This is a genomic window from Streptomyces sp. NPDC002773, assembly GCF_040295605.1.
Lineage (GTDB): Bacteria > Actinomycetota > Actinomycetes > Streptomycetales > Streptomycetaceae > Streptomyces.
This window is the reverse complement of sequence record NZ_JBEOVO010000010.1, coordinates 183,901-196,645: the sequence shown is the minus strand read 5'-3', so window position 1 is coordinate 196,645 and position 12,745 is coordinate 183,901. Positions and strand designations below refer to the sequence as shown.

Annotated in this window: 10 protein-coding genes and 1 tRNA gene; 5 read left to right on the top strand and 6 right to left on the bottom strand. The window is 68.9% G+C overall.

The features are described from left to right. Positions 1-78: 78 nt before the first annotated feature. Together ABT034_RS15795 and ABT034_RS15790 are read right to left on the bottom strand one after the other, a co-directional pair. A complete protein-coding gene (locus tag ABT034_RS15795; RefSeq protein ID WP_502972933.1) occupies positions 79-711 on the bottom strand; it encodes a HalD/BesD family halogenase in 633 nt (210 codons plus the stop codon). 30 nt (positions 712-741) lie between these two features. Next, positions 742-1,044: a hypothetical protein gene (locus ABT034_RS15790; protein WP_351215355.1), complete on the bottom strand. Its 303-nt coding sequence runs from the start codon at positions 1,042-1,044 to the stop codon at positions 742-744. 461 nt (positions 1,045-1,505) lie between these two features. Between ABT034_RS15790 and ABT034_RS15785 the strand changes: the two genes are divergently transcribed. After that, a complete protein-coding gene (locus ABT034_RS15785; RefSeq protein ID WP_351215353.1) occupies positions 1,506-1,901 on the top strand; it encodes a hypothetical protein in 396 nt (131 codons plus the stop codon). A 192-nt stretch (positions 1,902-2,093) separates the two neighbouring features. Here ABT034_RS15785 and ABT034_RS15780 read toward each other — a convergent pair whose 3' ends face one another. The 3 genes from ABT034_RS15780 to ABT034_RS15770 form a co-directional block, all read right to left on the bottom strand. Next, the gene (locus ABT034_RS15780) at positions 2,094-2,609 is read right to left on the bottom strand and encodes a hypothetical protein (protein ID WP_351215351.1); all 516 of its coding nucleotides are present in this window, start codon (positions 2,607-2,609) and stop codon (positions 2,094-2,096) included. Beyond that, positions 2,603-8,818, bottom strand: a complete 6,216-nt coding sequence (locus ABT034_RS15775) for a DNRLRE domain-containing protein (RefSeq protein WP_351215408.1) — start codon at positions 8,816-8,818, stop codon at positions 2,603-2,605. Before ABT034_RS15775 ends, ABT034_RS15780 begins: the two co-directional genes overlap by 7 nt. A 346-nt stretch (positions 8,819-9,164) precedes the next feature. Beyond that, a complete protein-coding gene (locus ABT034_RS15770) occupies positions 9,165-10,229 on the bottom strand; it encodes a S8 family serine peptidase (protein ID WP_502972932.1) in 1,065 nt (354 codons plus the stop codon). Positions 10,230-10,276: 47 nt separating this feature from the next. Between ABT034_RS15770 and ABT034_RS15760 the strand changes: the two genes are divergently transcribed. The 4 genes from ABT034_RS15760 (at position 10,277) to ABT034_RS15745 (ending at position 11,860) form a co-directional block, all read left to right on the top strand. Beyond that, the gene (locus ABT034_RS15760) at positions 10,277-10,657 is read left to right on the top strand and encodes a DUF5994 family protein (protein ID WP_502972931.1); all 381 of its coding nucleotides are present in this window, start codon (positions 10,277-10,279) and stop codon (positions 10,655-10,657) included. A 4-nt stretch (positions 10,658-10,661) separates the two neighbouring features. Then, positions 10,662-10,871: a hypothetical protein gene (locus ABT034_RS15755; protein WP_351215349.1), complete on the top strand. Its 210-nt coding sequence runs from the start codon at positions 10,662-10,664 to the stop codon at positions 10,869-10,871. Positions 10,872-11,232: 361 nt separating this feature from the next. Beyond that, positions 11,233-11,388 carry a DUF6131 family protein gene (locus tag ABT034_RS15750; protein ID WP_351215347.1) on the top strand — a complete coding sequence of 52 codons (156 nt, stop codon included), beginning with the start codon at positions 11,233-11,235 and terminating at the stop codon, positions 11,386-11,388. A gap of 202 nt (positions 11,389-11,590) precedes the next feature. Then, entirely contained in the window at positions 11,591-11,860 is a 270-nt protein-coding gene (locus ABT034_RS15745) for a hypothetical protein (protein ID WP_351215345.1), read from the top strand. Positions 11,861-12,654: 794 nt separating this feature from the next. Here ABT034_RS15745 and ABT034_RS15740 read toward each other — a convergent pair. Continuing rightward, positions 12,655-12,726 (bottom strand) — tRNA-Arg (locus tag ABT034_RS15740). Positions 12,727-12,745 lie beyond the last annotated feature (19 nt).

Genomic DNA, 12,745 nt, shown 5'->3' with positions numbered 1-12,745 from the left:
CCTGGAGGCCGAAGCGTTCGAAGCCCGGCGGGCTCGCGGCGGGCGGGATCACCACCCCACCACGCGGCAGGCCGGGCCTCACGGGTCACGTCGGTACAGCCGCGCCGCGGACGGCGTGACGGCCTGCTGTCGGTCCGGCGTCGTATAGGCGCAGTTGAGAACCGTACGGCGCAGGCCGACACGCCGCAGCGGGGTGACCCGGTGGGGCGTGGTGTCGCTGGCCAGGAGGTAGCCGTCGCCCGGCGTGCGGTGGGCTCGGCGGGGTGTCCCGCTGCGGCGCAGTGCGCTCAGGTGGTGGGCGCGCGAGGCGTACTCGAGGAGTCCGCCGTCGGCGGGGTCCGCCAGGGCATGCACGAAGAGGACGAGGGCCAGCGGGTAGTCGTCGGTGTGCGCGCCGTGGGTGTCTCCCGGCTTGTGGAGCACGTTGATGACGTGGCGCTCCAGCGGGTCTCGCACCGGTACGGCGTCCAGGCCCGCGATCGCGCCGAGCAGAGCGAGCAGTTCCTCGTGCGCGTACAACTGCGGGATCAGGGTGGACTCCTCGGCGATGACCTGACCGCCGAGCGTGGTCATGTGTCGGGGTGATCCGTCCATGCACTCCATGGCGCAATCCCGCCGCACCGCTAGCCGCGCCAGGCGCCGGACCTCGCCCGCCAGGACCGCCAGCGCGGCCGGCGGAATCAGACCGGGCAGACGCAGCGATGGCAGCACGGGACCCTCCGTACCCGGCCGTACCCCTGATCACGCTCGTACGAGCCCGTCCGCACACGGATAGCCGCAGCACCTATCGGTGCGTCCAGCAGTGCGGCGCGCGTCCCGTTGGACCTGCGGCTGCAGGCGACGGCGCCGTACCTCTGGCAGGTACAGGCCCGGCTCGACGACGCGGGCTGCGCCCGGTCGGCCATAGAGCTTCGCGTCCATTCCGGAGAATGCCTCGATGCGGACGGTCTCCATGCGGAAGACGTGGCCGGTGCCGACGAATTTCCTGCCGGCGACGGTGATCTCGGGGTCGTGGGAGCTGGAGGTGGCGGCGAAGGTGGGCACGTTGTAGTGCTCGCGGCCCTGGTGTTTGGTGAGGTACTGGGCCGTCTTCTGACCTCCGCCGGCGAAGGCGGCAGCCCGGCGGCCCCGGTGCGGGCCAGGAGCCGGCCGAACCAGGGGAGGCCGTCCTCGCCGACCTGGAAGCCGTCGGCGTGCCCTGCCCGCCGGCCCTCGTGGGCCGGGATGCGGATGGCGTTGGGGTAGGGGATGCCGGACTTGCCGGTGATCTCCTCGTCGGCGTTCCCGGGCGTTCCCGGTCCACGGAGAGGGAGCTGGGCTTCGCCGGGGGAGTGCAGGGTGTTGACGACGATTCCGCCCTGGCCCCTGAGCTCGGTGGACAGCAGCAGGCACGGGGTCGTGTTCCACGCGCCGATCTGCATGCCCTCGGCCAGCTCTGATCCCTTGACTGCGTCGGCGGATACCGACGGGCTCATGGTCGCCGGCTCGTCGGGCTGTTCGCAGGCATGTACTACGCGGGCCTGCGCCCGGAGGAGGCGATCGCGGTGACGCTGGCGGACTGCCGTCTGCCGAGCGCCGGGTGGGGTCGGCTGGTTCTGCACCGCACGCTGCCGCAGGCCGGCAAGCGGTGGGCCGACACCGGCCTCAACCACGACGAGCGCGGGCTGAAGAACCGCAGGCCGGGGGACACGCGGATGGTGCCGCTGCCACCGCATCTCGTGGCGATGTGGCGTGAGAGCGTCACCACGTTCGGCACGGCTGACGACGGCCGGCTGTTATTCAGCGACGCGGCAACATCCTCGGCTACACCGCCTACCACCACGTCTGGCGCGAAGCCCGCGCCCTCGCCCTGCCACCTGCCCTCGCCGCCACCCCGCTCGCCAAGCGCCCTTACGACCTGAGGCACTCGGCCCTGTCCACCTGGCTGTGCGCCGGGGCGGATCCGGCCGAGGTCGCCCACCGCGCCGGCAACAGCGTCGAGGTCCGCCAGCAGGGAAAGCCACTGGTGGCTTGCGCTGACGCGTTTTATGGCATGTGCGTCGAAAACGTCAGGCTGTCCCCGACCCGAAGATCGAGGACAGCCTGGTTCAGTCTCAGCACTCGATCAGTGTGCCGTCCAATGAGGACTCGACGCTGACGAGGTACTCGGTGAGGGTGGCGTAGTGGATCCGCAGCAGGACCGGCCCGCCCGCGATGTCCTTGCTGTAACAGGAGTCAGCCGGAGCTCCTTGAGCACCACCGGCATCGACTTCTGGTCGTAGCGATGTCCAGCCGTCTTGCTTCGTCACCTTCCGGTAGTGGTCGAGGACTGTCTGCTGGTCGGCGTCGGACCCGTAGCCCGAGGTGGCGGCCAGCCAGGGGTCCCCGCTGTCGTCCATGCATTCGGTCTGCACGCCTTCGATGCCCAGCGCGGGACGCGATCCGGCAGGAGGCGTACCGAGGACCTTCAGGGCAGCGATCTGGCGTTGCCTGGCGGAGCTGTCCGCGCAGCCGTCGGACCCCTCCAGCCATGTGACCGTCGCGAACAGGCCGACGCCCGCCACCGCCAGCGCGAGCAGTACCAGTCCCAGCTTTCGCGCGGCACGGCTCTTCGTCGGATGCGTCACCACAGGTACTTGTTTCGGTAGAGCCAGTCTCCGGCGGCGTAGAGGTACCCGAGGAGTTGGCCGCGACGGTTGAACCTCGCCATCTCGTGGCTGTTCCACCAACTGGAAGCGAAGGTACGCGCCTGGCGGTTGTTGTGCTGGTCCTTGTAGGTGTCGCAGGAGCGATCCCAGCGCTTGCACGTCTCGCCCCACTCGTGTGCGTCACCAAGGCGCTTGGCGGCTCTCGCACCGAAGAAGAACGTCAGGCTCGCCTGCCATATGAAGTGGCGGATGGCGTTGTTCCGTGCGCCGCGGCCCGTCATTTGCAGTGCCATCACGGAGATGGTCGAGGCGAGGACACAGCCGTAGTAGCCGAGGCTCCAGCAGGCCTTGGCCTCGATGGCCTTCTTCTTGCTCTTCGAAGCGTGGCCGTCCAGGTCCTGCTGGTTCACGGGGTCCGCGTTGCCGTATTCGTACGCGTTGGCGCTTCCGCCATAGACGGGGTCCTTGGACAGGAAGCGGCCCGTCGCAGGATTGTAGAGCCGGACGCCCATGAGGGTGAGGCCCGTCAGAGTCTCGGTGGAGCGCTGCTTGGCACCGAGCCAGTTGTAGCGGGTAGCAGGCTGGCCCGCACGCGGGTTGCCGTACTCGTCGCTGTCCAAGGCGACGGGTGCGTTGCCCGCCGTGAGCGGGAGTTGGAGCGCCACGTCACCGTGGATCGTCGTGATCTGAAGGACGGTGTCCCCCGTCTTGCCGGTCGTCGCAGCCAGGACTCCGGACGCCGATCCGACGTTACGGGTGACGGCACCGGTGGCCGTGTCCTCGACGATCCAACGAGGGCTGTCGCCATCGCTGTCGTAGTGGTTGAGTTTGGCCCCCGTCTGCGTCCAGTTCGTACCACTGCCGGTCTCCACCTTCCAGGAGCGGAAGCGGTGGACGGCGTCCAGCTGCCAGGTCTGACGCTTGCCGCCGGCGATCTGCTGGTGGGCGAGGTCATTGGCGTAGTAGCCGATGGTGCTGCCCGGCAGAGCCGTGGTGCGGCCGAACGCATCGTACGTGTAGCCGGAGTCGACGAGGCGGTCGGCGCTGTCGTAGGTGTGGCTGGTGCTCGTACCCGCGGTGGTGGGGCAGTCGGCGCCGGGAGTGCCGGTCGCCCTGGCCAGGGACGTGCGGTTGCTTCGGCTGTCGAAGGTGTAGGTGCGCTTGGTGCAGACCGTGTCGTACGTGTCCTCGACCGTGCTCAGGCGTCCGGTCGCGTCGTACCGGTACTTCTGGTCCGACCAGCCGGCGTGGCTGGTGACCTGGCCGTGGACGGACTCGGTCACGGTGTCGGAGTAGACGACCGTGCCGTCGCTGTCGCGGGTATACGTGCGGTCGACGGCGGCACCGGTGGTGCCCTCGGTCTGCTTGACCGAGTAGCCGCCGGGCAGCTTCTCGCTCACCACAGAGCCGTCCGCGTCGTACGTGGCCTCGAAGGCGCCTGCGACGGAGTCGGTCGTCTTCGTCGGCATTCCACGCGGCTCGTCCGCGTGGTCGTAGGTGTAGGTGACCGTGGACGGGACCGAGTCGGTCACGCTGACCGGCCGGTTCAGCAGGTCGTACCGGGTCGTTGTCGTACCGCCGTCGGCGTCGGTGTAGGTCACGAGGCGGCCGAGTTTGTCGTACTCCCTCGTGATCGTGCCTCCGGTCGGCGACACGGTCTTGACGATTCGGCCGGTCGTGGCGTCGTACTCGGTGGTGGCCTCGGGGACGGCCTGGCCGATGCCGCCGGTCACCTTCGCCGTGAGGAGACGGCCGGCACCGTCATACGAGGTGGTGGTGGTGCGAGTGACGCCGTTGGCGGTGTCGGAGACCTTGGCGGCGTTGCCCCACCAGTCGTACTCGGTGGTGATGGTCGGCAGCTGGGTCGGGTTGGTTCCACCTCCTGTGATGGCGCTCGCGGGCCCCGTGGAGCAGACCAGGTCGGCCCATTCGGGGCGGCCCTGACAGGTGCCCGTGCCCGTGGCGGACCAGTATGTCGTCACGCGTGTGGCCGCGTCCGTGCCGGTGGCGCCGGGCGGTATCTCTTTGCTGATGCGGCCCTGGGCGTCGTGCTCAATGGTCTGGGTGACAGCCAGGCCACCGGGGTCCTTGACAGTCTTGGTCAGCAGTCCCCTTGCCCAGTCGTAAACGAGCTGGGTGACCTGGGGCTCGCCCATGACGGACGGATGCTCGCGCACCTCCGCGCCGGTGGTTACCTTGGTGATCTGGTCCTTGACCTTCGCGGTGCCGTCTGTCGGGCGGCCCGCATCGTATTCGTTCACCGTCCGGGAACGGGCAGTGACCGATGTGGAGGCCGGGACCAAGGTCGTGGCACCCGACTTCAGGTCCGCCGTAAGTTCGATCCGACGCAACGGACCGATCTCCTCCAGTTTCCGCGTGCCGGTCTCGTCGTACACCGACCTGGAGGTGAGCAGGTCGGCACGCCCCGCTGCGGTCAGCTGGGCGATACCGAGGTCGGCTTGGGCCGACCTGTCGTCGGCGGTCAGACCGAGGGCGACCGAGCGGTTGCCTGCCGACAGAGCGCGGACGACGTGGCCGAAGCGGTCGTACTCCGTGGTGGAGATGTGACCGCCGGGCGTGGCAGTGTTGACCTGGCGGCCTGAGACCCCGAGGTAGTGCACGTCGGCACGCTTGTAGTCGGCGGCGGTCAGCATGGTGCCGGAGTGCGAGGCCGGAACGACGTCGGCGGGGAAGACGGCGGCGGCGTCCGTGGGGGCGTCCAGCTGGCCCCAGACCTTCACTTCGCCCGGGCCCATCTTGTACGGCGCGGTGGTGCCCGAGAGCGGGACGTCATAGACGATGCTGGTAGCAGCGGTGCCGGACTCGGTTCCCGTCGTGCCCTGTTGGAGGCCCGGCCGGGACGCCTTGAGCAGCATGCCGTCACCGGCGGTGGCGGCGTTGCCGGCCTGGCCGTAGGTGAACGTCCACGGCAGTTCGCCCGGTGAGGTCAGCTGCGTGACACGCCCCGCGTCATCATAGGCGTACTCCGTCTTCAAGGACGGCGTGATCTGCGGGTTCCACGTCTGACGCAGGCGGCCGTCGGTGTCGTACACGTACGTCTGTACCGGCTTGTAGGTCGCGGCAGCCGCACCGGGTTGGGTGGACCACAGCCGGATCTCCTTGACCTGACCGGCGAAGTCACCGTATGTGGTGGTGGTCGCCGTGGTGCTTGCTGCGTAGACGTACTCCATCACACGGCAGCCCTTGGTGGCCGGGGCCGTCGTGCACGCCGCCGGGGTGGCGGCCGACGTCGGAGCGATGACCCGCTTCGGACGCGCCAGCTTCTCGCTGCCCACGGTCACGGTCTCGGAGACCACCGTCGTGGTGGAGTTCGACAGTCCGTCGATCAGTGTGCTGGACACCTGCCAGGTGGCTGCCGTCGCGTCAGGCTTGGTGAACTCCGTCACTGTGCCCTCTGTGTCGGAGAGGGTGAACGAGCCGGTGGTGCTGCCCTTCAACGTCAGGGTCTCCGCGCCGGGTTCCACGATCCACCCGTTCCTTGCGGCGTTCGCCGTGAAGTACACCTCCTCACCCTGGGCATCCACCACGGCCACGGCTGTGTCGGACACCTTACGGATGTGGAAGAAATCGGTGTCCGTGAGCTCGGCAGCCGTGCCGGCCACCCATTCCCTGCCGAAGATCGGCGCCTGTCCCTCCTGCGTAGCGCCCTTGTCCGGGGTGCGCGAGGACGCGGTGCGGGACACGGAAAGGTCGAAGGCTGAGGCGTCGGAGGCGGACAGGGTGTAATCACCGGTCAGTAGGTTGACTGATCCGGGACCGGCTTGGCTGGAAGCAGCGTCCGATGCGTTGCGGTCCACGACCACGGTCAGAGGCAGCGTGCTGCCGCCGGCGTTGTCGGGGCCCGTGAAGTCGGCCTTGATCTCGACGGTGCCGTCGGGGTTGACGGTGTCAGTGGCGTTCCAGACCAGAGGCGCATTCCTGCCGCCCGTCACCGGGACGGGCCACGCGGTCAGCGGCGTTCCGCCGGAGGTCACCTGGCCTGCGGGAATCTGCACCCAGGAGTCGGCCTCGGACCGGCGCCAGGAGAAGGAGACCTTGTCGTACTTGCCGGCATCAGCCTCAGCGACCAGCGGGAGGCGACGGGCAGTGCGTTCGCCTTCGCTCGGCTGGACGAACCCCCCGGGACCGGCGTGGAAGGTGTACGCGATCGGCTCGGACTTGTTGTCGGCCTTGTCCACTTGCCGCACCTGGAGGGTGTGGGTGCCGTCCTTGGGCGGGGCGACCGAGATGGCCTTGGCGGTAGTGGAGCCTGCGGTGGCGGCCTTGGTCCAGGTCACGCCGTCCAGTGACCACTCCAGCCAGTTGTGGTCCGTGCCGTTCGGTGTGACGGTGAAGGTTCCGGCCTGTCCCGCCCCCTTGACCCACGCGGTGGACGGGTAGTCCGTCGAGGTGATGCCGGTGGCGGCGGACGGCGGGGCGGTGTCGACCGTGAAGGTCTTCCACGCCGACCAGCCCAGGTTGTAGTGGGCTCCGTCGTAGGGGGAGGTGCGGAACTTGTACGTCTTGCCGCCTGTCAGCACACCGGCCGGGACGGTCACGGAAGCGACCTGACCGGAGTTCACCCACGGCGAGACGATGACATCGCCGACCTGCGTGTTGGTGGCGTTGTCGAAGATCTGGAAGGTGCCGTTGACCTTGTCACCGTTGGCGTCGACGAAGGTGTCCCGCAGCGTCGGCGTGACGGTGTTGACCACGTAGGCGCCGCTGTAGGAGAAGTAAGGAGGGCCCGCCTCCTGCTTCGTTCCCGTGCGCGGCCGGTAGTTGTAGGTGACGGTCAGTTTCGGAACGTTCGAGGCGGCGTTGGCGGAGTTGACCCGCTTCCACTCCTTGATGTCGTTCTCGTCCGTGGCCTTCAGCCCCATGCCGGCGTGGGACCACTTGTTGTTCGCCCAGTGCTGGACCAGGTCGGTGACATCGGCGTTGATCCACCCGTCGGGCTGCGTGGAGCAGCCCGCGTTTCCCTTGGTCTGGGTGGAGGTGGCCATCTTGGTCACCATGGCCGGGCGGTTCGTCCAGCGGGAGGCGGTGGAGGCGTTGTTCGCCGTCCACACCTCCCACGGCTGCGCGGTGCAGTCGGTGTTGCCGGAGTGGAAGTTCCACAGGCTCAGGGTGGCGCTGGAGACCATGGCGTCGGAGACCGGCGCGGTGTTCCAGGTGATGTAGGACTGGGCGATGCGGAAGGTGCCGTCGGCGTTCTTCGTGCCGGGGTTGCCCAGGTCGAGCTCGACGTCGTTGGACCAGTCGACGGTCTCGCCCTGCTGGACGTAGGTGTCGAACAGGTTGCCCAGAGCCGAGGTGGACGGGTCGACGGTGACCGGGTACTTGGTGGCCGGGTCGGCGAGGAACGCCGTGTCCGGAGTGATGACCAGGTCGACACCGCCCTTGGTCTTGACGACCTTCATCGCGACCTTGGAACGGTGGGTGTGCTCACCGGACACCTTGTCGACGGTGGCGTCCCACATCACCGGGGCCGGCATCGTCGCGGTCTTCTTCGACTTCTTGTCAGTGAACAGCACACTGCCGTCGGCCTGCTGGGTGACCTTCAGGCCCTTGGTCCTCAGCGGCAGCGTGTAGGAGAAGCCGTCGGTGGAGGGCCTCTGCTTGAGCTCGACGAACTGCTCGAAGCCGGTACGGGTGGCCTCTACCACCACGTCCGCGCCGGGCACCGCGTTCACATAGGTGGCTCGGGTGCCGTCCAGCTGCGGCGTCGGCAGACCACCACGCCACTGCAGCGTGATCTGCTCATCCCCTTCACCCAAAGTCACCAGGTCCGTGGCCGGAGCTGCCTGAGCCGCCTGCAACGATGTGGCCTTGGTGCCGGACTTGCCTGCCAGCCTCAACCCGCGGGGGTGGGCCTTCGAGACCACCGAGCCGTCCGTTGCGGCAGCGAGTTCGACATCGACTGCCCGCCAGTCGCCGGTGGCGGAGTCCTGGAAGCGGATCGGGCCGGCGGCCAGCTCCGTGGTGAGCGAGCCATCCTTGTTCACCCAGGTCGTTGAGGTCTCCGTCCGCTCCGACAGCGCCTCCACCCGCTCGCCCGAGAGCCGCGCCGCGACTCGCGCCGACTGAATGTCCGCTGCTTGAGTAACCGCAGTCCTCGGCGCAGTGGGCGTCTGACGCAGTGGCTCTGCCACAGCCGAACTCGTGCCGTCCAGCAGGGTGATGGCCAGCGCGAGGGACAGAGCACTGGCTATGTAACCGTGGCCCCGTCTGAGCCGGGTCCGGTGCCCGCTCAAGGGGGGGATGTGAATCATTCGATTCCTTAGGTCACTTCATACGTTCGTATCGGCACCACTCCTGTGGTACCGATGTGAACGTATCGAGGTGAAAAAGAGCGCTAACCGGCACAGGAAGCCGCAAGATCCACTTGGTTTGGTTGCCGTTCATTTGTGACCCGCGTCACCAGGGGCGGCTCGTGCTCGAAGTTCGGTGCGGGGCGGAGTTGATCAGCCCCGCCCGGCTGTTGGACGGACCGGGGGTACCGCTCGCCGCATGCCTCTACGATCTCGGCCCTGTTCACCTGACTGGGTGCGGGCGCGGACCCGGCCGAGGTCGCCCAACGCGCAGGTCCACGGTGGTCTCAGTCAGGTCGCGCAGCTCCTCAAGCGGCCAGGGCGGTTCGTGCGGCTTCAGCTCGGTCGGCCGAACCTGTCCCTTGGCTCGCTTCAGCGGCACCAGGGTGTTCTGGATGATCATCGTGACGGCATGGGAGGCGCTGCTTCGGATCCTGTCGGCGGTGGGGACTCCCCATCCGTAACGGCGGATCACCTGCCGCACGACTTCGCCCTTGGCGAGCTTGGGGGAGCCGGTCTTCTTGAACAGGCCGGGCTCGACCATGGCCGGGGTCCACTGGGCCTCGTGGACGAGCAGGGCGCTGACCGTCTCGGCTCGCAGTCCCGGGTAGGTGCTCATGGCGGTGGCGGCGAGGGCCGCTGCCTGGGCGGTCGCGGCGCTCGTTGCGTTGGTCCAGGCCAGCTGGTGCGCGGCGTCGTGGTGGGTCGTCGGCACCCTCAGCAGCTCGTGCGGGTCCAGGAAGCTGCCGTCCGTGGCGACGAGCAGGTTGCCGCCTTCCAGGACGATGTCGGGCTTGGTGACGGCAGGGTTGGTCAGGGCCACCGAGGTCCGGCTGAACGGAGACTCGGGTTCCTCGATCCCGGACAGGTCGCAGAGCGGCAGGTGGTCGAGCCGGCCGTTGCCGTCGCGCATCTGCTGGGGGAGATGCCCGCGGATATTGCCGGCGCTGAAGATGGTCAGCCGCGACGCCTGCGTCCGGTGCGCCGACCAGGTCCGGATCGCCATCATCGAGAGCGGCCGGATCGTGGTCGTCACCGGCGAGTACTGCGGCCAGTACGGCGACCGCGGCTTCTCGCGTACGCCGTCGGAGGCGGGAGCGAGCATGTCGGCGGTGGCGCCCTTCGCTCGGTCCGGAAGTCCCCCGACCACCGGCATCTTGTCGCGGACGGTGCCGCTGGAGTCGATGTAGCGCAGGGCATCGACGTGGTGGAAAACCGGTTCCGGGGGGAGCTGGGCGACGGTGTCGTTGTTGTTGACGAAGCGGTACGTGCGCCGGGTGCCCGTCACTGGTCGACGCGTTGGAGGGCCGCTTCGGACGCATCACACGCGTCACGGTGAACCCCACTCGCTGGCCCGTCGTCCCGCACAAGGTTCCCGTCACCGGGCACACCGTGCACGTGGGTTGGTTCACCGAACAGGATCCCGACAAGATGATCCTGCTCTCCTACACCGTCGGCCGCTGCGACCTGCTGGTGATCCCGCCCGGGACCGAACCCGCCGCGGCAGCACGGCTCATGGCCGCTGCCGCCGTCCCCGGCGGCGCCCTCACCGTCGGCGTACTGATGTCCGGCGACACCGCGACCAGCCGCCGTACGCGGGACGCCCGAAGCCGCGAGGACTCCTGGGAGACCGACGGCGGGGCCGGCCAGCCGCCCGTACGGCACCCGGCCGTCGGGGCACGGATGATCCCCCTGCCGGGAAACAGGCGGAGGTGACGTCATGGAGATCCTGATCACGCTCGCGGCGGGCGCCTTCCTGATCGTGCTCGGCCTGTTCCTGATCCACCGGCTCAATGCCCAGCACGGCGCACGCATCGCGGCCCACCACTTCAGCGACCCCTACCCGGCCACGGCCCGCCCACCCGGCCACGGTCCCGGCAGTTCGTCGGGGCAGGCCCCCGGCCGCAGGCGCACGAGCATCCGGACCTGACCCTCGGCCGTCGCCCGGAGCGTTCGACTCGGCAACCCGCTCTTCCTGCTGGTCCCAACCGTCCCGAAGTCGTACGGTGGAATCAGGGTCGAGCACTCTCACGTGCGGCGATCCGGAAGGGCGGCCCTGGTGGAGTGAATGCGCCGGGGCCGTTGTGACGACCGCCGTGACGACTTTCTCGTCTTCGACGCCATGCTGCCGCCCAGGCACCGGCCGTTTCCTGCGCCCGGCCGACCACGAGCAGGTCCTTCTCCTCGTCCATGGCGGGGCCGTCCCGCCCCGGGAGCCGTCGCCCGAGGCCCACGGCGGATCTATCCTGTCATCAGACGCCTGGAACCACTCCGGGAAATCGGTGGACATCATGATCGTCATCGGAATCATCCTGCTGGTCATCGGATACGTGGCCAGTCTGACCATTCTGTGGACCATCGGGATCATCCTGATCGTCATCGGCGTCGTCCTGTGGATCCTGGGATCCGTCGGACGCCAGGTCGGCGGACGCCGGCACTACTGGTAGCCGTTCCCGCCCCGCGCGGGAACCCCTGTCGCCTCCCTCCGGTGCCGAGGACGCGCACAGCACCGCAGGCCGCCGGACCATGACCACCGCCCCGGCGGAACGGCGGACCGCACCCCCCACCCCGCGGCATCCGGCGCGCTCGTAACACCCGGGGCGACCCGCCCGCCGGCCTCTCGCTCCGCCCCGAAGGGAACACGCCGCCTTGGACCCCGCCGAGAATGAGACCCCCCTGCCGCAGGCGGGGCACGCCGAAGTCCGTATCGTCGCGGCCACCCCCGAGGCCGCCCGCGCGGTCGCCGAAGTGGTCCGCCGGTGCTTCGCAGGGACGGAGCAGCGCAGCTATCCCCTCCCGGGCGGCGGCACACGGCTCCACCTCACCGTCGATACCGAGACCATCGCCGGGCCGGTCCGCTCCTGGCTCGCCACCAGCAGGGCTTCGACCGGCACGGGACCGCACGCCGAGGAATTCTGATCCGGTCGGTCGCACCGCGCGACGCGGTCGTGGCGACGCTCCACGAGCGGCAGAGGCACCACCGACCGGTCCCCAGGGGCCGGCCCTGACCAGGAGTGACCGCGTGGCGTGATCTTCGGCGCAAGAGCATCCTGGAGGTCACATCGCTGGTGCGTCCCGCCGGTACTCGCTCGCCGTGCGTCCTCGACACCGGATCCAAACGGCGGCGCCGGACGAGGTCACGCCGCCCGGTCGGAGGCAACGGGATGACCGTCGGACGGTTCGGGGACCCTGATCGGCCGGGGCTCCGGATCGCTCGGAGAGCTTCGGGGAGAGGGTCCTCGGCGCGATCCTGAACCACGCGCACGAGATGCCACCCCACCTGGTCGGACCTGCCGTCGCCGACACGCTTGGCCGTCTGGGGGGCCGCGACCCCGAGATCCTGCTCCGGGACTACGGGAGCAGAGGCTGATCCCCCTGCCCGGCGCAGGGCTGGCGGGCGGCGAGCCACAGCTCATCGACCACTCGGACGCCGGCCGGTGCTTCCTCACCTCGCGTCCAGTCGAGCTCGCGACGGCCGACCGAGTACGCGTCCACGTACCACTGCTCGACGGTGGCGACCAGGCCGGAGTCCTGGCCGTCACGGCGAGACCACCTCCGACGACGCCACACTTGTCCTGGTCGAGTGGCGCGGCTGACCTGGTCGTGCCACGACGCGCCAGCAGGAATCAACGGCCGAAAGACCGTTTACGTTTCGGCATGTACGAGAAAGGGCCTGACCAGCGTTTCCGCTGATCAGACCCTCTGTCCGGAAGTGCCCCCGGCAGGATTCGAACCTGCGCACACGGCTCCGGAGGCCGTTGCTCTATCCCCTGAGCTACGGGGGCGTTGTCGCGTTTGGCGGCG

What these genes read in the sequence shown, in the direction of transcription:
- ABT034_RS15785 (WP_351215353.1), top strand. Translation starts at nt 1,506, where the DNA reads ATGTACTACGCGGGCCTGCGCCCGGAGGAGGCGATCGCGGTGACGCTG.
- ABT034_RS15755 (WP_351215349.1), top strand. Translation starts at nt 10,662, where the DNA reads ATGGAGATCCTGATCACGCTCGCGGCGGGCGCCTTCCTGATCGTGCTC.
- ABT034_RS15750 (WP_351215347.1), top strand. Translation starts at nt 11,233, where the DNA reads ATGATCGTCATCGGAATCATCCTGCTGGTCATCGGATACGTGGCCAGT.